This is a genomic window from candidate division WOR-3 bacterium, from assembly GCA_029858255.1.
In the GTDB taxonomy this organism is placed as follows: domain Bacteria; phylum Hydrothermota; class Tepidihabitantia; order SM23-42; family SM23-42; genus SM23-42.
The window spans coordinates 1-23,525 of record JAOUFJ010000021.1; the positions used below are offsets into that span (position 1 = coordinate 1).

The 23,525-nt window shown below is 46.4% G+C and carries 22 protein-coding genes and 6 tRNA genes; 9 read left to right on the top strand and 19 right to left on the bottom strand.

Translation table 11 applies throughout. The annotated features are described in order from the left end of the window. From OEV79_08945 to OEV79_08955, 3 genes are all read left to right on the top strand, one after another. The coding region (locus tag OEV79_08945) for a T9SS type A sorting domain-containing protein (GenBank protein ID MDH4211562.1) at positions 1–417 on the top strand (417 nt) is incomplete at its 5' end. 357 nt (positions 418–774) lie between these two features. Next, positions 775–846: transfer RNA gene (locus OEV79_08950), tRNA-Thr, on the top strand. Positions 847–988: 142 nt separating this feature from the next. Beyond that, a tRNA-Tyr gene (locus OEV79_08955) sits at positions 989–1,071 on the top strand. A gap of 403 nt (positions 1,072–1,474) precedes the next feature. Here the strand turns inward: OEV79_08955 and OEV79_08960 are convergent. The 11 genes from OEV79_08960 to OEV79_09010 all read right to left on the bottom strand — a co-directional run bounded on the left by OEV79_08960 (position 1,475) and on the right by OEV79_09010 (position 10,130). Continuing rightward, positions 1,475–2,713, bottom strand: a complete 1,239-nt coding sequence (locus tag OEV79_08960; GenBank protein ID MDH4211563.1) for a glycosyltransferase — start codon at positions 2,711–2,713, stop codon at positions 1,475–1,477. Positions 2,714–2,731: 18 nt separating this feature from the next. Continuing rightward, positions 2,732–3,706 carry a hypothetical protein gene (locus OEV79_08965; protein MDH4211564.1) on the bottom strand — a complete coding sequence of 325 codons (975 nt, stop codon included), beginning with the start codon at positions 3,704–3,706 and terminating at the stop codon, positions 2,732–2,734. Continuing rightward, the gene (locus tag OEV79_08970) at positions 3,703–4,671 is read right to left on the bottom strand and encodes a sugar phosphate nucleotidyltransferase (protein MDH4211565.1); all 969 of its coding nucleotides are present in this window, start codon (positions 4,669–4,671) and stop codon (positions 3,703–3,705) included. Before OEV79_08970 ends, OEV79_08965 begins: the two co-directional genes overlap by 4 nt. Before the next feature lie 95 nt (positions 4,672–4,766). Continuing rightward, a complete protein-coding gene (locus tag OEV79_08975; protein ID MDH4211566.1) occupies positions 4,767–6,020 on the bottom strand; it encodes a GNAT family N-acetyltransferase in 1,254 nt (417 codons plus the stop codon). A gap of 25 nt (positions 6,021–6,045) precedes the next feature. Then, positions 6,046–6,972, bottom strand: coding sequence for an ACP S-malonyltransferase (locus tag OEV79_08980; GenBank protein ID MDH4211567.1), 927 nt, complete (start codon positions 6,970–6,972; stop codon positions 6,046–6,048). Between the two features lie 14 nt (positions 6,973–6,986). Next, positions 6,987–7,367 (bottom strand): holo-ACP synthase, encoded by a 381-nt coding sequence (acpS, locus tag OEV79_08985; GenBank protein ID MDH4211568.1) that lies wholly within the window; start codon positions 7,365–7,367, stop codon positions 6,987–6,989. Position 7,368: 1 nt separating this feature from the next. Continuing rightward, positions 7,369–7,965, bottom strand: a complete 597-nt coding sequence (locus OEV79_08990; protein MDH4211569.1) for a hypothetical protein — start codon at positions 7,963–7,965, stop codon at positions 7,369–7,371. Continuing rightward, entirely contained in the window at positions 7,931–9,385 is a 1,455-nt protein-coding gene (gene gltX / locus OEV79_08995; GenBank protein ID MDH4211570.1) for a glutamate--tRNA ligase, read from the bottom strand. Before gltX ends, OEV79_08990 begins: the two co-directional genes overlap by 35 nt. A gap of 239 nt (positions 9,386–9,624) precedes the next feature. Beyond that, positions 9,625–9,783, bottom strand: a complete 159-nt coding sequence (locus OEV79_09000) for a GIY-YIG nuclease family protein (GenBank protein MDH4211571.1) — start codon at positions 9,781–9,783, stop codon at positions 9,625–9,627. A 46-nt stretch (positions 9,784–9,829) separates the two neighbouring features. Continuing rightward, a tRNA-Ser gene (locus OEV79_09005) sits at positions 9,830–9,918 on the bottom strand. Positions 9,919–10,046: 128 nt separating this feature from the next. Further along, positions 10,047–10,130 (bottom strand) — tRNA-Ser (locus OEV79_09010). Between the two features lie 170 nt (positions 10,131–10,300). On the opposite strand from OEV79_09010, the gene OEV79_09015 reads away from it, so the two are divergent. Then, positions 10,301–10,371: transfer RNA gene (locus tag OEV79_09015), tRNA-Gln, on the top strand. Between the two features lie 71 nt (positions 10,372–10,442). Here OEV79_09015 and OEV79_09020 read toward each other — a convergent pair. Continuing rightward, entirely contained in the window at positions 10,443–12,374 is a 1,932-nt protein-coding gene (locus tag OEV79_09020; protein MDH4211572.1) for a T9SS type A sorting domain-containing protein, read from the bottom strand. Between the two features lie 14 nt (positions 12,375–12,388). Further along, a tRNA-Leu gene (locus tag OEV79_09025) sits at positions 12,389–12,470 on the bottom strand. 138 nt (positions 12,471–12,608) lie between these two features. Here OEV79_09025 and OEV79_09030 point away from each other — a divergent pair. The 5 genes from OEV79_09030 to OEV79_09050 are packed head-to-tail and all read left to right on the top strand — an operon-like array spanning position 12,609 to position 17,037. Next, positions 12,609–13,823, top strand: a complete 1,215-nt coding sequence (locus tag OEV79_09030) for a DUF512 domain-containing protein (GenBank protein MDH4211573.1) — start codon at positions 12,609–12,611, stop codon at positions 13,821–13,823. Beyond that, complete coding sequence (gene der / locus OEV79_09035) at positions 13,814–15,097, top strand: ribosome biogenesis GTPase Der (protein MDH4211574.1); 1,284 nt, start codon at positions 13,814–13,816, stop codon at positions 15,095–15,097. The genes OEV79_09030 and der overlap by 10 nt, the downstream gene beginning before the upstream one ends. 4 nt (positions 15,098–15,101) lie before the next feature. Beyond that, entirely contained in the window at positions 15,102–15,692 is a 591-nt protein-coding gene (gene plsY, locus OEV79_09040; GenBank protein MDH4211575.1) for a glycerol-3-phosphate 1-O-acyltransferase PlsY, read from the top strand. Further along, a complete protein-coding gene (locus OEV79_09045; GenBank protein ID MDH4211576.1) occupies positions 15,689–16,678 on the top strand; it encodes an NAD(P)-dependent glycerol-3-phosphate dehydrogenase in 990 nt (329 codons plus the stop codon). Before plsY ends, OEV79_09045 begins: the two co-directional genes overlap by 4 nt. A gap of 26 nt (positions 16,679–16,704) precedes the next feature. Further along, entirely contained in the window at positions 16,705–17,037 is a 333-nt protein-coding gene (locus tag OEV79_09050) for a MerR family transcriptional regulator (protein ID MDH4211577.1), read from the top strand. A 26-nt stretch (positions 17,038–17,063) separates the two neighbouring features. Here OEV79_09050 and OEV79_09055 read toward each other — a convergent pair whose 3' ends face one another. From OEV79_09055 to OEV79_09080, 6 genes are all read right to left on the bottom strand, one after another. Next, positions 17,064–19,136 (bottom strand): tetratricopeptide repeat protein, encoded by a 2,073-nt coding sequence (locus tag OEV79_09055; protein MDH4211578.1) that lies wholly within the window; start codon positions 19,134–19,136, stop codon positions 17,064–17,066. Continuing rightward, complete coding sequence (locus OEV79_09060) at positions 19,129–19,560, bottom strand: hypothetical protein (GenBank protein ID MDH4211579.1); 432 nt, start codon at positions 19,558–19,560, stop codon at positions 19,129–19,131. The genes OEV79_09055 and OEV79_09060 overlap by 8 nt, the downstream gene beginning before the upstream one ends. 7 nt (positions 19,561–19,567) lie before the next feature. After that, positions 19,568–20,443 carry a tyrosine recombinase XerC gene (locus OEV79_09065; protein ID MDH4211580.1) on the bottom strand — a complete coding sequence of 292 codons (876 nt, stop codon included), beginning with the start codon at positions 20,441–20,443 and terminating at the stop codon, positions 19,568–19,570. A 101-nt stretch (positions 20,444–20,544) separates the two neighbouring features. Continuing rightward, complete coding sequence (locus tag OEV79_09070) at positions 20,545–21,522, bottom strand: bifunctional phosphoglucose/phosphomannose isomerase (protein MDH4211581.1); 978 nt, start codon at positions 21,520–21,522, stop codon at positions 20,545–20,547. Further along, positions 21,519–23,267 carry a phosphoenolpyruvate--protein phosphotransferase gene (ptsP, locus tag OEV79_09075; GenBank protein MDH4211582.1) on the bottom strand — a complete coding sequence of 583 codons (1,749 nt, stop codon included), beginning with the start codon at positions 23,265–23,267 and terminating at the stop codon, positions 21,519–21,521. Before ptsP ends, OEV79_09070 begins: the two co-directional genes overlap by 4 nt. Further along, positions 23,267–23,524: an HPr family phosphocarrier protein gene (locus tag OEV79_09080; GenBank protein MDH4211583.1), complete on the bottom strand. Its 258-nt coding sequence runs from the start codon at positions 23,522–23,524 to the stop codon at positions 23,267–23,269. Before OEV79_09080 ends, ptsP begins: the two co-directional genes overlap by 1 nt. Position 23,525: the final 1 nt, after the last annotated feature.

The following is a 23,525-nucleotide window of genomic DNA, read 5'->3' on the forward strand; positions in this document are numbered from 1 at the left end:
GTTGGTTTGGAGTATTATTATGATGGGGTGTATCATGCCTGGGCTTGGGCGGTGACCGATTCGTTTGCGGTGCGGTATACGACCTATCCGCCGGATTATTTAGGTGTTGAGGAGTATACGAAGTTGACCACGGTGCCGCTGCAGACCATGATGGGTGTGGTGTATCCGAATCCGTTTGTGCGGAATCTGCAGGTCAATTACCAGCTTGCAGCGCAGGGCCGGGTCAATCTGGCGGTTTATGATGCTGCGGGGCGCTTAATATCCGCACTCGCCGAGGGCATGAGTGAACCTGGTTACTATACGGTCCATTGGAATGGTCTTGATGACCAGGGTCGTCAGGTGCCGGCGGGTGTTTACTTTATCCGTCTCGACACTGACAACTACCAGCACGTTCAGAAGACGGTACTTTTGAAATAACGGCTGACGACAGCCGGTTTCGAGAAGCGATACGTTAATGGCACGTCGGTTTCGACAAGCAGGACCGGCGTGCCAAATCCTACTACCATAAACCAAGTCATAAATTCCGTTAGTTTCGTTATTCCCGTTAATCTCGCTAATTTCGTTATTATCGTTTCGTCTCTCAGCGTCTTAACCTCTTATCTTCACAACTTCTGTCACATCGAACCTCGTAACCGTAGGATGCTAAACCATACCTTGGTCTTCCCCCCAAATCTTGACTTTATGTCGTTTTTTTGTATTATTACTGGAGTATCAAAATACGTTTTTGCCATGTCGGGATAGCCACGCGAACGAGTGCGTATGATACTGGATAGCGCCGGTGTAACTCAGTGGTAGAGTAGCTGTTTTGTAAACAGCAGGTCGCCAGTTCGAATCTGGCCGCCGGCTTCTCTAAAAGAAGTTGGACGTATTGGTTATACATTGTGGCAGCCAGTTTTGTTGTTAGGTTTTGTCGTTGGGTCGCAAAACGGAAAACCGATGAAGATTAACGATACCGGCATCGCAACCTTAACCGTTAAACGATCTGTTGGGGCAGGTACCCAAGTGGACAACGGGGGCAGACTGTAAATCTGCTGGCGAAGGCCTTCGGAGGTTCGAATCCTTCCCTGCCCATGTGAAATAGACCCGCAGGCATCGAATGAAATGAAGATGACTGTGGTCGTCGATTTCAACATCCCGTGTTTTCGCAAGAAAATACGGGATTTCATTATCTTTGATTTACCCCGCTCCCCATGAGCAGGATTCTCACAAATTTAGCCTCCCATAATGCTAAGTATTTTGGGGTAGCTGCGAAATTGAGGACCCTCGTTCAAGCGCAGCGAAGAACGGGGTATCACCAAAAAAAGGCCCACACCAAATTTCATAAAATCTTGATTTCAAGAGAAATTTGAGTGCCCCTGCTCATTCCATAAGGGAATCTGTAACTTGCCACCTATATTAGCGGGATTAACGAAATTAACGAGAATAACGAAAGTAACGAACATTATTCATGATCTAGCAGGAAACCAGAGTATTCCTATATTTTGTTTATCTTCTCTGCTAATATTCGTGTCAGATTTTTGCGAGTATATGCTTGATAAGGTGTTTTCCCTTTAATAACAATTCCTTTCCTGTACTTACCATACAAATCGCTGAATCGTTTCGTCATCCCGTCAATGTCGTCAAAATCGAAGATCCAGCCAGGATAGCCTTTCTCAAGAGCGCCGGATAGCATATGCAGCCCCTTGGATCTGCCACAAACGATAATCGGCAATCCTGATGCAAGATATTCATTCTGCCGACTCGGGAAGAAATATTCACTACCGGTGGTGATCAATACGGCCAGATGCGAGTTGCAGAATATATCGATTGCTTTCTTGTAAGGCAAATGACCGGTCAACTCAACGAAATTGTAATTCTTTATGATGCGCAGAAAGCGCTCCTCGACATACCCTATGAACCTGAATCTGATTCTATCTTTGTCCAATCTGTTTTTCGACATGACGTGCGAAATAGCTTTCAAGATATTCTCAGGATTCCTTTCTTTCCTTACAGTTCCCAGATAGGATATAGTGAATCTATCAGGTTCTTCAGTCCGCTTGAAATCATCCGGATCGTAACCATTTGGAATTACACATATCTTATCGCGAATCTGAGGATAGCGATCGAGGAGTGAATTACTTATATTATCGTCTACTACAATTATCAAGCTGGCAATATTGACGACCTTTCTCTCCCAGTTCCGCACAAATTCCTTTTGCAGACGGCCTTTGTAAGGCATGAAGGGAAATTCCAACCAGGCATCACGGAAATCAACGATCAGCGGTTTGCCTGAAATTCTTGCCAGATAGTAACCAGTAATGAAAGTGCTGAACGGAGGCGCAGTCGCGAATATAGCATCAAACCCGGTCTTTCTGGCCGCGCTCAAGGCAAATGGCACCCACGGTGTCTTATTGTCCGGGAAATTAATTGTGCGTTTGATCGGACCATGCCATCGGCTCACGCTGTAATTTCTCATTCCCAGCAAGTAGAGTATGCGCGCCGGGTCCATACTGCAGGTTCGTAATACTTTTACGTTTCGCACGTCCCGCCCAATTTCATCATCAAAGCTGTGATACGCAACATTCTTGCGCGTGAGAATTATTGGTGTTATGCCGAAGGAAGGCAAATACTTCGCGAATTTTACTGGTCGTAGTGATCCAGGGCCGCCAAGCGGCGGCCAGTAATAAGTCAGAACAAGAAGTTTCTTATCGGATTGCCCGATGGGCTGTTTCATGCTGGTTGTGATCTTTCTCTACAGCAGGCGGTTGAGTAATGCATACGCCTCGCGACAGTATCCATTGATCTGAGGGTACTTATCCGAGTGCTCCTTTAATCCTATGACTGCCTTCAGATTTGCCCTCGCGTTCTCCTTATCGCCCAATTCGGCCAGACACTTACCAATATAGAGGTGACACTGTGCCAGGTTCGCGTAATTCTTTACGTTATGTGCATCATAACGTTCATAAAGATCTTCAAAAGCGCTGGCAGCAACCCGGTAGTTCTCTCTCTTGAACTCCAGTTCTGCCTTATTCCACATGAATGTTCTTGATACGGGATATTCTTCTAAAAGGGCATCAACAATCACTTCGGCCTTTTCGTATTGACCCTCTTCACCGTAGATGAAAACCAGAGAATTTCTCGCAGTAGGCCCTGAATAAATACTCTTCTGAGCTGCGATATTTAATTTCCCGATTGCCCCTTCGACATCGCCTCCACCAAGGTTGAGAAAAGGCAGATACCGCGACGCTCGCGCCCAGAAATATTCAAAAGTCCCGGCCGCCAGGTAGGCGTCATAAAATGCAGAATCCTCTCTCACCAACTCCTGCATCATCCTACCGCCTTTCATGCCTAACTTGAACGTCTCGAAATACTCCTTGCGAAACCCCTTATATACAGCCTGATATATGTATGCATTTGCTAAGTAGTATTTCGCCCAGACATTAGTTTCTTCGGAAAGAATTGTCTGCGAACGTTTAATTGTCTCTCGCATCAAACCGTTGTAATCGTCTTCATCCAGAAATTGACATTCATCCATCATCTTCAATTGAATGAGGGCGGCGCTAAAAAAATAGCCTGCTGGGTTTTCAGGGTATGTTTCCTTTAACTGATTGAAATAGTAGTGGGCGCTGTCGAACTGCTCAACGTAAGAATATTCGAGACCTGACTTTACCAGATACTCCACTTCGGGGGAATTGAGTTCAATTGAAATGCACAGCAGCAAAATCATGGTATCTCGACAAGCGAAGATTCGCTTACGTTCAATCTCTTGTAACCACCCTTAACAACCGCGTTCTCGCCGATAATGGATTCTGTGAGAAGCGCATTTTCAACAGTTGCGCTTCGGTTGAGGATTGAATCTCTGACTATTGAATTCCGTACGGTCACATTGTCACCTATTGAAACGTATGGCCCAATGATCGCCTGCGATATCTTTGCCGAATCGGCTACGAAAACCGGCGGTAATATGATATTATCACCCCTTTTCTTGTAGTACTGCGTTTTTTTCAAGAGATAGCGATTAGTCTCTATCAACGCATCAACAGTACCGCAATCGTACCAGTTCTCTATTCTCTGAATCTTGAATTTTTCACCGCTGTCCAACAAATACTTCAGCGCATCGGTTAGCTGGTATTCATTTTTGGTCTTGATATCCTTCTCCATGATGTACTCAACCGCACCTCTGACTTTCGAAATATCGTGAAAATAGTACAAACCGACGATGGCTAGATTGGACGTAGGATGTTTTGGTTTTTCGACGACGCTTATTACACTATCATCTCTGACCTCAACAACGCCGAACCGCTGCGGGTCATCAACCTCTTTTACGGCAAGCATGTTAGCCTTACCCGCACAGAATTTCTTATAATCAACATCTATTATTGTATCCCCCAGAAGGACCAATGTTGGCCCTTCCAAAGCCTGTGCTCCAACAAGAACTGCATGACCGAGGCCCAGCCTTTTCTCCTGCAGTACATACTTGAAATCATAGGGAAAGGTATTACAGAAATCGACTATCGCCTCTCCTCTCGCGCCAAGAACAATGGCAAAATTGTCTATGTTCAAACCCTCAAGGCTATCGAGGATGTGTCCTAAAATCGGTTTACCGGCAACATACAAAAGACTCTTGGGCACGGAATGCGTGTGGGGTCTAAGTCGTGTTCCTTCACCGGCAACAGGTATTACGACGTTCACATTTAATGATAACACAGATTTCTTGTCATGTCAACTACATGCAGCAGCGGCAAGCACTGTCAACATCCGTAATATTTGCGTTATTCTTTTCGGGATTAAAATGTGGTATGACAGATCGGTTTTTGTCCAACTTTGAAGGTATTAGTAACAGTATCGATATATTGCTGGTTTGAGATCTCGGTCAAACCGTACTGATACAGACTGCCGTAATCTACCGAGCCAACCAATAGAGAAGAAAAATCAGAGACATCAAGAGAAACTTCAACGTCGTAGTTACCGCCTTTCTTTATTGAAGCACGACCATCATCAAATTCCAGAATGACTGAGCCGCTATTTTTCTTCAAGAAACTATCGTGTATTGATAACTTCAGACGATAGCTTTGACGTCCAAACTGATGGTTTGCGAGAACCCTGAATATGCCCATGATGTCAATCACTCGGTACATTATACCGACGCCCTGAGTATTCGTCTGATGTCCGATCAAGGGAATTATGTTCTCTGAACCATCGCGCGGGTCTTTGACAAGGAAATGTACCATATCATCCTGAGTTGGGAATACTATTTGAGGTACCTGGTCTGATTGTGTACGAAGAAACGCAAGGAGTTCGTGCAGAACATCTCTGTTTTCGTAGATCAATCTTCGGATGAGAATGTAGTTATTGAGTATATTCTCATCATTGGCCTTTTTGAATACGAATGACAGATAGCCCAGAATTCTACTACTCTTCTCGTATACAACCGTCTTCGCCGCCGGATTCTTGAAAAAACTTAGCAGTTCATGCTTCTTGAGTTCGAACATACCGTGATGTTTTTTACAGAAGCGATCATTACATTCTTTGAAAGCTCTTCTGTCCCCCGGAGCTAAGTACCGCAAGTGCTCACGTGAACCGCCTGAAGGCAGGTCCACCGGCTGAATTCTGTAGAGGTTCAACTTGGTGCCGTAACCAAAACCCATCTTCCTGTAGAAATCCGGACGGAATGGGTAGAGCGCAACCATCGATGATTTCTTCCGTAGATACAGATCGAGAAAATACAATATTAAATCCCTGCACACTTTTTCTTTTTTATGCAGGAGGTCAACGGCGACAAGGCCAACCCCACCGACCATGGTTTTAATAGAGAAGAAATTCATGTCGAAATCGTAGGTACGCATGCCCCCAACCAGCTTGTGGTTACGGTACAAGCCATAATGTGCGATTGTAGGATCTTTTGACAACATGACGAGCCGCTGCCGCATCTTCTTGCGCTCCTCATCTGTCGTTATGCTGAATCCAGGATATGCATTCCCGACAATGGATATAAAATCATCCAGGTCGCTCAGTGGTATTTTCTTGATCTTGCTTGACATGATCTTCCTCTTCATATTTGCCGCACTACAAAGTCGCCGCGAAATCTCCCAGGTCACTGTGAAGGGCGATTGAGTCAACTTTGATGCTCGGGTCGATCCGTGTTATCAGGTCCCGAAGAATCTTGCTGGGTCCGATCTCCAGAAATAATTTGTTCTCCGTCTTAAGATTATTGATCGCATCAACCCAGTTCACGCGGGAAAGCATCTGCCGTTTCAGCGAATCTTTGATTTTAACCGGTGCTTCAAGAATACTCTGGTCAACAACCGAGTAGAACTTACGCTGCGGCTTCTTGAATTCAACACCGTCCAGGTATGTAGCGAACTCTGCAGCAGCGTCTTCCAGATAAGGACTATGCCATGCTCCTCCGATACCGAGTGGAATGGCGCGCCCGTGTTTTTCTGCTACACTTTGCGCGACTTTCTGTATCGCCGCCTGGGAACCTGAAACAACGATCTGATTCGGGGCGTTGATGTTGGCCACAACAACCGGTTCTGAAATCTCTTCCGTTGCTTGCTGGCACATTTTCTCAAGGTCGGACAGACCAATGTTCAATACCGCCATCATCGCGCCTTGCCCCCCGCCGGCCTCCATGACTTCACCGCGCTTCATTATCATTTTGACTCCATCATTCAAAGATGTGATACCTGTGTAGACGATAGCCGTTGCCTCCCCGAGACTGTGACCTAGCGACACCTTTCCCTCCACACCGAGATCTTTGAGAACCTCAGCATACGCGAGTGAGATGACGCTTATTGCGGGCTGTGCGATACTGGTACGACCTGCAGTGGCGTTGGACTTATCACCCCAGAGGTACTCTGTCAAATCATATCCCAGTATCTCACTACACTCATCCACAAGGTTCCTGGCCATGGAATATTTTGCACAAAGTTCCTTGCCAATACCGGAACGGAATGCACCCTGGCCATCAAATGCGAAAATGATATCTTTCATAATACCTCCTGGCATCACTGATTGGCGATGATCACAATGCCTGTTGCCAAGTCAGTTGTATGACTTATGCTGACGAAGATACTATTTGCGCCCAGTGATTCAGTGATTTCTTTTGCCCTGCCGGCTAACTTTATGTACGGCGCTCCGGATGGTTCATTCAGTACAATGACATCACTGAACGTGACGCCACGACGCCACCCGCTCTTTATCGCCTTGAAAAATGCCTCCTTTACTGCGAACCTACCAGCCAGCTCTTGATAACGGAACTCACCCTTTGGATTCGTCTTTATTTCCTCGGGAGTGTATATTCTTTTCAGAAAATTCTTTCTCTTATTTACTGCCGACTTGATCCTCTCTACTTCCACGATGTCTATGCCAATACCGATTATTGGCATATCAATCTTTTTCCTCCACAATACCTGTCATAGCCGGGCATTTGATGAAAACCCGCTGATACTGCCGACCGATGGTCGCCTCTTCCACGTAGTATCCACCGATTTCAATACGATATTCCCCTATCGTCCCCACCAAAATGCCCCGGTCACTCTCATACCAGCGCACCGCACGTTTTTTCATGTTTACCGCGCAAATAATATTCAACTCGCCCGGGATTGTCGACATCAGGTCAGTGTTTGACGGTACAACTGTTGCGGGGCTCTTACCAAACATCGTATGCGAATGAAAGTCACCAACGAATTCGAGTCCCTGTCCTTGAGAAACCTTGCTGAGAATATCGTTGATCCTGGTAACCCTGTCCATATCAACCGTAGCATGTACATAACCACTCTCTGCCGTCTGGTAAGGAATAGCATATTCAACCATATATTTGTTCTCACCCTTGAAGCCCACAAGATAGCCGATCGTCTCCTTTCTGAAAACCTCAACCGACGATGAAACAATTGTCAGAAATGCCGGGAAACTCAAGAAAGCAGTCACCGGTTCTTCTTTTATCTCTTTTTTATGTTTTCTTTTCTTCTTGTCTTTTGAAGCCATCAATGAATCTCCTTATGCGCATTAGACATTTTTCCTTGCCTATGATTTCCATTGTCTCAAAGAGCCCAGGACCACCCTGCTTGCCGGTAACAGAAAAACGCAATGGATGAATTATTTGGCGTGCTTTGATTTTGCTGGCATCAGCAAAATCTCGAACGCTTTCTTCGATTTCCTGGGCAGTATATTTGTCTATCTTTTCGAGATGCGGGAGAAAAGCACGCAGCAAAGTGAGCGTCTCCGTGGTATGATGTTTGCTCAAACCATCTTCATCAAAGTCAAAATCATCAACAAAGAAATAAGCTGCCGCTTCTCTGAAATCTACCAGAGTTTTCAAGCGTAATTTTACCAGCCCACAAACCTTTGTCAGATATCCCTTCTTTTCTTCTATCTCATCTGCACTCAAGAAACCCGATTTTAGAATAGCCGGGCGTAACTGCTCACACAGGTCCTCGTCTGACATCGCGTAGATATACTGTCCATTCATCCACTCCAACTTCTGTTCATCGAATACTGCGTTCGATGAACTTATGCGGTCCAAGCTAAAGGATTTAATAATATCATCGGTGCTCATTACTTCCCTGTCATCTCCGGGTGACCATCCCAGCAATGCGAGGTAGTTCAAAACGGCGCCGGAGATGTAGCCTTTCTCTTTATAACTCATTAAAGACGCTGCACCATGCCGTTTTGACAACTTGCTTTTATCTTCGCCGAGAATTAGCGGCAGGTGTGCAAACTCCGGAAGAGGCAAACCTAGAGCATTGTAAAGCAGTATCTGTTTGGGGGTGTTTGTGATATGGTCGACCGCGCGGATCACATGAGTAATGCCCATTTCATGGTCGTCAACAACACACGCCAGATTGTAGGTCGGGATACCATTTGAACGCATGATCACAAGATCTTCAATGTCCCGGGCTTCCCGTTTTATTTCATGATGGACAATATCGTTGAAAGACACCGTTTCATCGGGGACCAAAAAGCGAACGACTCTGGGTATTTTCTGCTTCTCCTTATCAGAACGTTCGGCTGGAGAGAGGTGCAGACACCTTCGATCATACTGCCAATCTTCTTTCCGTTTGTAGGCAGCCTGTTTTTCTCGTTCAAGGTCTTCAGGGTCACAGTAACAATGATAGGCTCTACCGTCGTCGAGCAACGACTGCACGTATTTCTCGTAGATCGATATTCTTTCTGACTGGAAAAAGGGACCCTCGTCCCAATCGATGCCCAGCCATTTCAACCCGTCAAGAATAACACTGATCATTTTTTCTGACGAACGGACGACATCGGTATCCTCAACACGCAGGATAAACTTGCCTCCATGGTGCCGGGCAAAAAGCCAATTATACAATGCCGTACGGGCACTACCGACGTGGAAAAAACCGGTAGGGCTTGGTGCTATTCTGACCCTCATTTCTTTTGTCATACTATATCCCGTTCCTTTTATCGCTGTAATCTTATTTTGGTATCACTGTAATCTACCCCGCACTTTTGTGGTCACAATAAGGCTCTATTGAATTCTTCTTTTCAATTGACCGAACGCTTCTTTGCCGTAGTGCCATCACCGTAATCTATCCCGCACCTTTCGGGGCATAACAAGGCTGTACAATAGCCGTCTTTTCAATTGACCCAATGCTTTCCCGTGCTGCTTCAATCTTTTCTCTCTTATATTGCATCCTTCCGCGCCTTGTATGCTTCATAATATAAAAGCTCCCACACTTTTCCTCCGCGATTATGTTCACCGAATCGCCTCTTGAGATTGTTGGAATAACCAACATAGATTTCGTTATCTTTGCATTTCCTTAGAAGATACACGTAGTACATAATGCTTGCACCATGAAAAATCTCATATGCCCCGAAAGGTGCGGGACGGAGAGGGGGAGATTCGAACTCCCGTCCCATCTTTCGACGAGAAACCGCTTAGCAAGCGGGTGCCTTCGACCGCTCGGCCACCTCTCCATCAACGATTGTTACCACACACCCCGAAAGGTGTGGAACACAACAAGGCTATGCTCAATCCGGCGCCTCAAACCTATCACACAAATTCCGAAAAACCATCGCTGTAATCATTTCGAGCCAAGCTCGAACGGAGAGCGGGGGATTCGAACCCCCATGGGATTGCTCCCGGCGGATTTCAAGTCCGCTGCCTTACCAGTTAGGACTAGCTCTCCAATGCAGCAGTATCATCATAATCTAAGATACTATTCTATGATTATACACGGCAAGTAATGCTTGTCAACTTTGTAAGCTTGACGATGGGTAAATGCTAAGTATAATCAATAAGATTTAGGATTTCGAAATTCGTGCTTCTTATTTGAGCAAGCTCGACAGGGCTTGCTATTGGGGGATCGTTCAATGGTAGGACGGTTGACTCTGGATCAACTAATCGGGGTTCGACTCCCTGTCCCCCAGTATCTGAAAACAAGGCTCGGGGCCGCGTACGGCCCCGAGCCCGTGCTTTTTATGAAACGTATAGGCCAGTTTTAATTGAGCTTTATGATCTTCCTGGTTGTCTGCTGCCCGCCGGCCTTGATATCCGCAAAATAAATACCCTGCGGAATCTTGTAGTCAGTCTGCCAGATAACACTACCTTGCCCGGCAATCTCCTCAACAAGCGAACCGGTAACGTCGTAAATCCTTATGTTCATATTATCGGTGGACCGTGACGAGAAACTGACAGAACCGTGAAATGGATTCGGAGAAACGGTAATATTGGTAACCAGGTTCTCCGTAACCTCACTCACACCAACCGGCGCGCTCACCTCGTTACTCAAACGCGACTCGGTCACTGCATGTATCTGAGCAGTAACACAATAATAGTAGTCACCCGTACCCGGAACATCAGCGTAGACAAGTTCTGCAACAACTTCTTCATTAATCTTGTCATAAGGACCGCCGCTAACATCGCTGCGGTACACATTGTAGCCAGCAATATCCGGTTCAGCGTTCGCGTCCCAGGACAACGAAACCGTGTCACCACTCACATCTGCAACGAGATTCTCAGGCGGCAGCGGGTGTACCCATCCGGTATTCCAGTTATCATGGAAGAACGTGCCCCAATCAACAAGGTAATTCCTCAATGACACGCCCTCAATGGTCCACAGATTCACCGTTCCATCGGCGACCAGCAGAGCGATTTCTATATCACCATCCGCATCGACGTCCGCGACCGAAGCACTGTTCACATAGACGTTTGTCGCAGTTTGAATTGGCCAATCATCCACGACTGTTCCGTCTCCATGAAAAGCCAGAAGATAGCCAGGATTGACGTTCTCACCAACGATCACTTCACGGTCGCCATCATCGTCAAGATCAAAGACAATTGGTGAGCACTCATTATTGTAAACTTCAACCGGCCATCCGCCGACTTGCCCACCAGTATGATGCCGAGCAAGGAAGCCGTTATAGCTCTCATGCCCGCCGCCGAATATCTCATAATCACCGTCGCCATCAATATCTCCGGTGACCGGCGTAACATATGACTGGGGTCCGGGGTATGCTTTTGGCCAGCCGGCATAGCCCGACCCGTCATACTGCCAAACTTTTACTGAATCACAATAATCGGTATAAGTGGCCACCAGAACATCACCGTTACCATCGCCGGTAATATCACAGAGCACGGGCTGGGCATAGCTTATCCCGCCGCCAATAACACCGCCTGCAATATTGAGCTTTGGCCATCCTGGTTCATCATTACCGTCTTTGTCCCACACATAGACGGAATTAAAAGAGACCGCACATATTTCAATAACACCGTCATTGTCAATATCACCGACTGAAGGTGTTGAGACGCACATGTAATCAACCACTTTGGGCCAGCCGGCAAACGGCGTGCCATCGTGATGGAACACACGTACGCGTCCTTCAGGATAATATCTCTGGCCGAGGATGACCTCGAGGTCACCATCTCCGTCAATATCAAAAATGACGGCGGATTTGAAGCCACTGGTTTCGCCGACTATCTGAGGCCAGCCAGGTACGTTCGTGCCGTCATTGTGCCAAGCATACAATGTATTCGCCCGGCCCGGAACGATGATCTCCAAACCGGGAAAACTCGTATCTATGTCAGCAACTGCAGCCTTGGTTTGGATCTCTTCAATCCCGGTCTTTGGCCAACCCGTCAAGAGATTCCCCTGGTAATCCCAGATGTAGAATGCATTCGAAGTCGTACCCGTCAAGACCTCGCAATACCCGTCTTCATTAATATCCGCGAGGACAACACCGCTCGGTGCAAAGAAAGCGGCGGCCGGCATTTGTTTTGGCCACCCGGGCATCTGTTCTGGCGGCGTCCGCGCCGGGTATGTTTTATGATGAGACTGTTCACCGATCGTATAGGAATCATCGAGGTTTGTCCTGCTGATGTCGGCTTGTGTTGTCGAGAATACCAACAACAAAGACATTATAACTATACTCACTGGTTCCTCCCAGATGCCGGAGGGGGGATTTGAACCCCCATGCCCGAAGGCCTACGCCCCTCAAACGTATGTGTCTGCCAATTCCACCACCCCGGCAGTTGATGTTTGAATGTTAATAATACACATAAATCAGGCATTGTCAATTGTCTCCGGGAAAGAACCTGCAGCCTGCAGCAGAACAGGCGATGTTAAACAAACACTTGAATTCTAGCCTATTTATCCTATAATCACCATATGGTCAAGGTTATCGCAAGCCGAGATAAGAGAATCCCTCAAGGCGCAAGACTAACAACGATTAATGGCCATAAAATTGAAGACTTCCTCGAATTCCAGTTCTACAATGACTCCGATACGACCCGTCACATCGTGTTGGAGTACAATAGCACTCGAAAGAAGGTAACATACAGGCGGTGTCAGGAAATACCAGTTACGCTTGATACGCCACGCTACAGAGTGTGCACGAACAATTGCCATTTCTGTTTCATCAAGGGTCTGCCAGGATCTTTAAGAAAGGAACTCTACTTTAAGGACGATGACTACCGGCTTTCTTTCGTGTTCGGTAATTTCCTGAGCCTGACCAATATCAAACGCTCGGATATCTCAAGAATCGCTCGACTCAAACTTTCTCCACTCTATGTATCAGTGCATACTACAGACCCAGAATTGCGTGCCAGGCTCTTCAAGAATGAGAGAGCAGCCATGATCACGGAGCAATTGAAAGCACTTGGGAGTCATGGTGTGAAATTGCACTGCCAGATCGTAGTAATCCCTGGAATTACCGATGGAAGAAGTCTTCTCAAAACCATAGCTGAACTGTGGCAATTGTATCCGGCGGTCGCTTCGATCGGAATTGTACCGGTAGGAAAAACCAAATACATGAAAGGAATTCCACTTGTTTCGAAAAAAGAGAGCCGGTCGATCTTGAAAATTGTAAATATGTTACACCAGTATTTCCGGGGAATCACCCATCGCGGACTTGTGTACCTGGCAGACGAGTTTTACCTGAAGGCAGGTTATCCGATACCAGAAAGAGAATACTATGATGACTACCCTCAATACGAGAATGGAATCGGCATGGTCAGATCTTTCCTCGAAGAAATGAAGGGGATCAGAAGGCTCAAGAAATCGAAGGGCAGACATCTGATCCTGACCGGTGTCTCCGCCTATCCATATCTGGAGCGACTCAAAACTCGACTGGCCCCTGGCATCCGCATAGAAATCAACCCTGTCACAAACAGATTTCTCGGAAAAACCGTAACCGTTTCTGGACTGCTGTGTGCGGGTGATATAAACCGGCATATATCGGCTCATGGAAGTAAATTTGATCGCATAATCCTACCCCCAAATTGCGTAAACGACAAAGGTCAGTTTCTGGACGGCAAAACAATCACTGATAAACGCGCTTTCATATCTCCGAAGAGCCTGAAGGAGTTGATCTCGTGCCTATAATAGCAATAGTCGGACGGAAGAATGTAGGGAAATCCACGATTTTCAACCGGTTAACCGGCATGCGGTACAGTATCGTTTACAAGGAGCCGGGTGTCACCCGGGACCGTGTCTACGGCGAAGTTCAGTGGTGTGGCCGTTCGTTTGGGCTGATCGACACAGGCGGTTTCTTCCCCGATGAAGATTTTCCTCTCGCCACGAGCATACAAAATCAAATCGAAACTGCCCTTGAGGAAGCGGACATCATTTACTTCGTCGTTGACGGACGAAGTGGACTCAAGCCGATAGACGAAGAGATCAGCAGTGAATTAAGAAAAGTAAACAAACCGATCTTCCTTCTGGTCAATAAGATCGACGACAGGAAAATCAAACACAACGCCGCTGAATTCTACAGGCTAGGCCACAAGAAAATGTTCGTAGTGTCAGCCGAAGGAGGGATCGGGTTCGGAGACGTGCTGGAAGCCACCTTGAAACAGCTTCCTGCACCGCCAATATCAAAAAAGACGTCTTGCGTCAGGTTATTGATCATGGGAAGACCGAATTCCGGTAAATCGACCTTGCTCAACGCATTTCTGAGAAAAGAAAGAGCAATTGTCGATGTCAAACCGGGCACGACCAGAGATCCGGTCAATGCAAGAATTACCTTTAATGGAAATGACGTGGAAATAATCGACACAGCAGGCATCAGAAAACGCTCACGCATCAAAGAACCAATCGAATTCTATTCGGTAATGCGTGCTATCAATATGATCGAGCAAACTGATATCACGATTTTGATCTTCGACACTACGACAGGCATCGTCGATCAGGACCAAAGAATCGCGGAGCTGGTTCTCTCCAAGGCAAAAGGGTTGATAATAGCACCCAACAAAATCGATCTTATCGAACCCAATGAACAGCGGAAAATAATCCCCTCCACAATCAGGTCCATGCCCTACCTTGATTTCGTACCAGTGATCCCAATATCAGCAAAGACGCGTGCGAACGTCCCAGCGCTCATGCAAAAAGTCATGGATATGTACGAAGAAAGCAATAAAATAGCAGAACAGGGCACGCTCGACGACATTACCAAAGTGCTCAAGCCACCGCCAAGGGGCGAGATATTCATGCTCAGGCAGGTAGGTCATCGGCCGCCGGTGTTTCAGGTTACTCTCTCTTCACCAGCAAAAGAAAGTTATATAAAATACTTGAGACACGTGATAAGAAATTATCTTGGTTTTGCTGGCATACCGGTGCTCATAAGAACAAAGATCAGAAAGAAGTACAGGAGGAGATAAATTGATGGTGAAGTATTTTCTTTCGTTCCTGATCGGTCTGCTTTTTGGTATCGTGCCCTTCTCATACATGCTCGGGATGTTGCGTGGAGTGGACATTAGAAAAACGGGCAGCGGAAACATCGGCGCCACAAATCTGGGGCGTAATCTTGGGTTCCCATTCTTCGTATTGGGATTCCTGCTCGATGCCCTAAAAGGTGTAGTACCGGTTATCCTCAGCCAGTCGCTTCTTGATACCGGTACATTTGCCGGCGCCGGCGCGATACTCGGTCATATCTTCAACCCGTTCTTCGGTTTTCGAGGCGGTAAAGGGGTCGCTACGACAATCGGAGTTGCGGTATCTCTTGCAGCAAAATCATTTGGCCTCTCGCTCGGTATCTGGCTGCTGGTCTATCTTACTACAATGCTCGTATCGCTTGCCTCCCTGTGTTTTGCTGTCGCACTACCACTTTTTTCGTTCATCCTGCACGACGGAGCAGTAGCTGACCGTTTGCTTTTTATCCTTGTCGCCATCATGGTGTTCTTCGCACATCGACATAACATCGAACGTCTCCTTCGGGGTAGAGAACCCAAGACTGTACTATGGAGGAGAAAGTGAGGATCGGCATCTTGGGTTGCGGTAACTGGGGATCGGTATTCGGCATAATGCAGTACCTGAAAGGACACGAGATAAGAGTATGGGAATACAATAAAGAACGCGCCCGCCACGTTAGCACAACAAGAAATAACGAACCCTTCTTGACTGGCTACAGAATACCCGACAAGATCCAGGTCCACTGGGAACTCGAGAAAGCAGTCACCGAAGCTGATCTCATCGTTTTTGCAGTACCTTCGCAAGTGTTGAGAAGTGTTGTCTCAGCATTGAAGAAACTCGAACCCGACAACAAATATTATCTGAGCTTGACTAAAGGCATTGAGATCAGCACGTTGCTTCGCCCATCTGAGGTAATCGGAGAATTAGCCAATGCAAAGGGTAATGTCTACGTGCTTTCGGGGCCGTGTATCGCCAACGAAATCATAAGAAAAGAACCTACTGCGGTCGTGGTGGTCGGAGAAAAAATGGAGGGAACAAAAAAGCTGCAGGAGGAACTATCGACCGATTACTTCCGTATATATCAAAGTGATGATATCATAGGTGTCGAATTGGGCGCAGCGGTCAAGAACGTTGTAGCCATAGCATGCGGTATTATCGACAGCCTGGGTTTTGGCTCCAATGCTAAGGGAGCTCTAATAACGAGAGGCATCGTTGAAATACAGCGTTTCGGCATCGCGATGGGAGCAAAAGAAAAGACCTTCTGGGGTCTTTCTGGAGTCGGCGATCTGGTAACTACAGCGTTCAGCGAGGAATCACGGAATCATACCCTTGGCAGGAAGATCGGTGAGGGTAAGAATCTTGCACAGGCGACCAGTGAAATGGTCATGATCGCCGAGGGTGCTCCGACCGCCAAGGCGGTAATAAAACTTTCTACCCGGCACAACATCGAAATGCCGATTTGTGAAGCTGTGCATAAGATACTATATGAAGACGAAAAGCCGCAAACTGCGATCGGCAGTTTAATGCGAAGACCTTTAAAGAATGAGTAATTCAGTGTATAGATTAAAGGAGGAACATGGCTGAAAAAGAATTCTACTCAATCAAGGAAGTGGCTGATTTGCTTGAATTGAAACCGTATGTATTAAGGTATTGGGAAAAAGAATTCTCCATACTGCGGCCCAAACGAAACCGGGTCGGACGCCGCTACTACACAAAAAAAGACGTGGATATTGTGCGTATGATAAAAAATATCCTTCACGAGCAGGGTTATACAATCGCTGGGGCAAAAAAGAAGATCATACAGATAATCGAAGGACCTGAGCAATTATCGCTCCCGTTGAAGAATAGAAATAAATTTCTCCGCGAACTAAAGGATGAACTGACTAAAATAGGAAATCTCTTGAAATAACCGTATTATTCAATTCCTCGAGCAAGTCACTCTTCAGTCAATGTAGTCAGTTTCTGCATCGCCCTGTTTTTCATGAGATGAGATTCGGCGATCATGTTTGCACGTAAGTAGTACTCCTTGCCTTTAGCAATATCACCGATGGCCACCGAGGCATCACCAGCAAGCATCAGAGCTTCGGCTGCGTCTTCCCTATTCTGCGTATATAACTCACATGCCCGCAAGTAGTTCGTTCGAGCATCCAAAAATTCTTCTGATTCAAAGAACAAATTTCCGATTTCCATATACACATCGGCACGTTCCCCCACTTCATTGATGAGATCAAGGAGAATGTTCGTAGCGGAGATGTAATCACCTTCATTCTTCAGCGCATGGGATTTCAGCATAACCGCATCAATTCTATAGGCTGATCGGGGATACACGTCAATCAACCTATCCGTCATCGCAATTGACTCCTGGTTACGCCCCAGCTGACTATAGAGCCCGGCAATCTTCAGTATTGCGTTCTCCCGGTATGTATCAGATTCAAGGAGAAGATTATAGTAATAAAGTGCTGAATCATATCTCATCTCATCAGCCCACAAAGCGCCAAGTTCATTGGCTGCATAAAGACGGTACTCGGCAGCGTTTTCATTATTCAACAAGGAACGTAGTGAAACAAATAATTCGGTCTTGTCGTTCACGGCGCGAGTCACCTGTATTCTCTGCATCAATGCCTCTACCTCGATCGCCTGATTCTTATAATCCTCGATGATTCTATCCAGTTCATGAATGCTCTGGTAATATTCTCCTCTTTCATAGTTTATTTTGGCAATACGTAATCTCACTCTGTCGACCAGAATTGACTTCGGATTTTCCCTGACGTGCTTTCTCAATGCATCAAGCAGCGATGGATAATACCCCAGATTGTATTCAGTCTCATAAATCCTCAAACTCACCTCGGCCGATATTCGCTCAGAAGGGAAATGTTCCGCAACACGATTGTATGCACTCAGGGCGTTCGAATATTCACGCATATTGAAATATGAATCACCCATGCCCTGAAGCGCAGAGGCGACGTAAGGTGATAGCGGGAATGAATCAACCAATACCTTCCAGAACTGTACTGCGTTTCTGTATTCCTTACGCTTGAAGTTAATCGAAGCCAATATATATAAAGTCCGATCCGCATACATGGATTTCGGAAAAGCCTCTTGATGACGCAGCAACTTCTCCTCTGCTTTACCCCATAGGCCTAAGAAATACTCGGTCCTGCCTTTGTAGAAAAGAAATGCGTCAACCGTATCTGACAAATCTTTCAAATAAGTCCTCGCCGAATCATATTTTGCCTCTTCATTCAGTATTTTGCCCATCAGGAATTTGGCATTATCATCGGATGTTATCTCCAGATATTCTCGGAGGTACTGCTTCGCCTTACGCAATTCCTGAAGCAATGCAAGTTCCCTGCCAGCTTCGAGAAGCCCCCATTGAACAAGCATTTCATCACCGCTGTGATCAATGACGCTGTCAAGCAGAGATAGACTCTCCTTGTACCTACCCATTCTTGCATAGGTGAGCGCCATGCCTATCTCACGGTAGCCCCCAAAACCTTCAACCTGTTTGTACAAATCAATAGCTTCATCATATCTCTTTTCGGCATGCCTTTTGCGCGCTTCGCTTAACATCCCGTAATTCGAAATGTAATCAAATATACGCTGGCGTTCAGCAGTATCGGGGATCCTACTCAAAAGACTCATTGCACCATCAAGATTGCCCTGCTTCAAATGGATAAGAATGAGGTAATAGTAAGCCTGCCAAACATCATGTCGGTACTCAATAAATTCTTCGAAACAACCTACCGATCGATCATACTCACCTAACCGGTAGTAAGCGATGCCGAGATAATAGTGCGCATCAGGCATCACACGCTTGACACCTTCAAGCAGGTCGATGCTTTCCTTAATCTGCCCCTGGGCGAGACGACTGCGTCCGACCGTGAATTGGTTGGCATAATTGGGTGTTGTGGCCATCTCTATTTCATAGAACCTCAATTCGTCTTGCGCTTCTCCCGCCACAAGACTACAAATGAGCAAGAGGCTGCTCACCAGGAAGTTCCTACTCAAGAGGAACCTCCTCGGTGTATATTCCCTTCAACCGTCGCGATTCGGCATCGAACAGGAACTGTATTTGATAACCGGCATACACAGGGTGTTCCCTTATTCTCGCGAAGTACCTCAACACCATCATTCCACTTTCCGTGTCCAGCGCAGCATACTTGAACCTGTAGCCCATATGAGGTATGGCATAAAATCTCTCATTTATCAACTCCAGTATCCCAAAATTATTGTCGACCAATCCTTTCAGGTATTCGACAGTTTCGCGATGTTCTCTGCCGTCACCCAGGAACAGAAGATGTCCACGATATGACCCCTTTGTTACAATACTGAAATCTCCTTCATGTAATAAGGCAAACTCATCTCTCTTCTTGCACGATATAGAAGTAACAAACAGAAGAATGCTGGATATGAAAGCGATATTCTTTTTCACACTGATCTTATTCTGCCCTTGGATGAGCCTTAGCGTATATATCTTTCAAGCGCTTTGTGGTAAGGTGTGTGTAAATTTGTACGGTGGAGAGTGATACGTGCCCCAGTAACTCCTGTACTGCCCTCAGATCGGCACCGCGCTCAAGTAGATGCGTTGCGAAGGTATGTCTGAGTATGTGTGGGTTCGTTCCTGAGGCTCGTGCAACTTTCATAAGGTGTTTCCGTACGATGCGCTGCAAGGAACGATTCGACAGCCGTCCTCCCCGGCAGTTAAGGAAGAGCGCTTTCCGAGCATTCTCCCCAGCCGGCTGCTTACGAGAACCCAGATACGCTACTATCGCCGCCCGTGCTTTCCGGCCCATGGGCAGAATCCGTTCCTTACCACCCTTTCCCATGACACGCACCTCATCTTTTTGCAGATCGACATCATCGACATTCAATCCAGTAAGTTCGCTTGCCCGCAGACCGCACGAATAAAGCAACTCCATCATCGCGTAATCTCTCGGGTCATCTATCTTGAGACCTTCTTCAATCTGTTCGTAGGTGAGAAATCCCGGCAGATGTTTCTTCTTCTTTGGCGTTCTTATCACGTCTGCCGGGTTATCGGATACGAATCCCATTCTCTTCAATGCTTTGAAATATGACTTCAGACTTGACAATTTTCTTGCCACCGTTGTTGTATCGAGACCATATTTCATTAGAAAAGCAATAAAGTATGATATAATAGTACTATCTACTGCCGAGATGTCTTCTTCACTCAGAAATTCAAAAAATGACTCGATATCCTTCCGATAGGCCCTTATCGTGTGTTCTGAATAGTTCTTCTCTTTACGTAGATAATCTATGAAAAGGGGTATTTTGTCCAACAGAAATGCTGTATCCATGATTCAACAGCTAATTTTACCACTCATTCAGCTGATGTCAAGAAGCGCCTGGAACACTCGATCAAGGTCCGCCGGTTCGAGCATCTGCCGATTACTCGTTCCTACTTGTATTTTGACATTTCCTTCTTGAGTTGTTCAATTCTAACAACCGGCATCGGGTCGATACCCTGCTCGATTGCCAGGTAATAACTGATAAAATCACCCAGCATAATGGTCCAGAATATGTGCTGCAAGGCGTCATTTCCCCTGGGTTCGACATCGTTGATCGCAGAGATCTCGCTACTGACCAGAGATTTCAACAGCCTTCTCCTCAGCTTGTTTCGTGGATGCGCCCCGGGATCATTGAGAAAAACAATTGTGATATACTTATTTAAGAATGCAGGTCTACCCAAACCTACAATTTCGTTATGATTCATTTCCGGTATTACGTTGAAGTGAGCAAGCACCTTTGCATTCTCATTCAACTGACAGCGCCAGCGATTTGCCACGGGCATGAACTTCGCCGAGTCGGAATAGATGACAGGCAATTTATCGTGAAATTTGACCGCCATCTTTTTTGCCATTTGTTCAATGCCGTCTCTTTCACTCACGAGGAATTTTGATAGAGAGATCAAATTTTTCCGGGGGTCAACCTTGGTGAGACCCACCTGGTGTATTATGATGGGAAGAGGTGTGAATAAATACCCCAGCGCCCCGCGCGGCGGCAATCCCCCAGGTACCCGGATCTTTCTAAGTGCCTTCTTCTTGAGCAATTTGCCGTTCGAAGAAATCACCACCGTGTCAGTTTTTCGCCGCAGCAGCTGCTGGAAATTACTGAGTGTTTCTTCTGTATTACCCGAATAACTCACAAGAATCGCAAGTGTCTTACTATCGATAAACTTGGGTATATTGTAATCTTTGTTTGAAATTATCATAAGCTCCAGGTACAGCGCAGACAGTATCTCGCCGCTGATTCCCGATCCTCCCATCCCGCATATCAGAACCTTATCATATTTTTTTCTGCCGAATGACTCTTCGGGCACAAGCCTTATAGTCTCCGATATCTGTTCGGGTAAAGAGTATATTATTGCACGCATCATTTTATGCCCCCAATACCTGGAAACCTCTTGGCTATCATGCGATTGAGAAACTTCTGTACCTCACTTGCGCATCGAAAGTTGAGCGCCCTTTCTGCGATCTTTTCGCATTCCGGAACGGTGAGCGCCCGCAAGACCATTTTTGCTTTGGGTATTGCTACCGGGCTCATCGACAATTCATCAATGCCCAATCCAACAAGCAAGGGAATTGCCAGGGGATCGGCCGCAAGTTCACCGCACAGACCCACCCATATGTGAGACTTGTGGCCGGCATCGATCACTTGTTTAATCAGACGCAGCACCGCCGGATGAAAATGGTCGAATAGGTGACTCACCCTTTCGTTACCGCGATCGACCGCCAGAACGTATTGCGTCAGGTCGTTCGAACCGATGCTGAAAAAATCAACATGTGCCGCAAACTCGGTGCTCATGATCGCCGCGGAAGGAGTTTCGACCATGATACCTACCTGTATGTGGTCGTCGAAATCGACCTTCTCCTTTTTCAATTCTTCAGTAACCTCTTTGAAATAAGCATTCGCCTCCCTGATCTCCTCGTAGGTCGATATCATAGGATACATTACCCTTATGTTTCGATTAACCGAGGCACGTAGAATAGCCCGCAATTGTATTTTGAAGAAATCGAAATTATCGAGGCTGACCCTGATTGCTCGCCAGCCAAGAAAAGGATTCGCTTCGTGATAATCAGAAAATATCTTGTCGCCGCCGAGATCGTACGTCCTGATAATCACCGGGTCGGGCTTCATTTTTTTTGCCAGTTCATCGTAAACGCGGAATTGCTCTTCTTCGGAAGGGTTGCCGCGCCTTGTAAGGTAAAGAAATTCTGTTCGGAACAAACCAATCCCCATCGCACCTGACCTCTTTGCATGAGCATATTCTACGAAGAACTCGATATTGGCCGATATGTCAATTTGACGCCCATCACGCGTCTTCGCCGGCAACTCGCAAAACGGCGAGAGCATCTTCTGATACTCAATCTCCTTTTTTATCTCACCACGGTAGAACTGAATGCGCCCCGGAGTTGGGCTTTTAATGAGAATCCCGCGATTTCCGTCAAGTATTACCTTCTCTCCATTCTTTATCTTAGTGAGCAGATTCTCCACCCCGACAACAGCAGGTATCTCCAGAGCGCGCGCTGTGATCGCAGTATGTGATGTGCGCCCCCCAACCTCTATCGCAATGCCGAGAACATTGATGGGGTTTATCAATGCCGCATCGGACGGTGAAATATCGTGTGCAACCAGAACCGAACCTTGGGGAACATCAACAACAGAACTATGAGTCATACCGACGAGATTGCGTAATACACGTGTACCAACGTCCCAGATATCGGCAACCCGCTCCCTCAGGTATTGGTCTCGGCTTGCGCCAAGCTTTCTTGCATACTCATCGAGGACTTCATGATATATATACTCAGCATTGGTTTTTTCTGTTTTTATTCTCTCACTGACAGTTTCAATAATTTCACGGTCTTTGAGCATCAATATCTGCGCATCGAGAAATTGTGCAAAATCAACACCGATCTCTTCATTGATACGCTCCTTTATACTGCTCAGTTCCTTTTCAGTTTTTTTCAGCGCTTTGGCGAAGCGTTCAACTTCTGTCGCCAGATAGCGCACCGGTATCGGCGTCTGCAAGATCTTGACTTCTTTCGTCTCGTAAACAAAAACCACACCCTGACAAATGCCTTTCGAAACAGCAATGCCTTTCAATATTCTCTCTTTGGCCATCAGTCTTGTCCCTCCAAAATCTTCTTCAAAACCTCATAAGCCTCTTTCTCATCATCGCCCTCAGTGGTCAAAATCACGTTACTCCCCTTCTCGCAAGCTAGTGTGAGAATACCCATGATGCTCTTGCCGCTGACCTCCACTCCATCTTTTGTTATTGTTATATCGCTCTTGAATTTCTCGGCCTGCTTCACGAATCGTGAGGCCGGAAGAGCATGCAGACCATTTTCATTTAATATGGTAACTTTTTCTTTAATCATA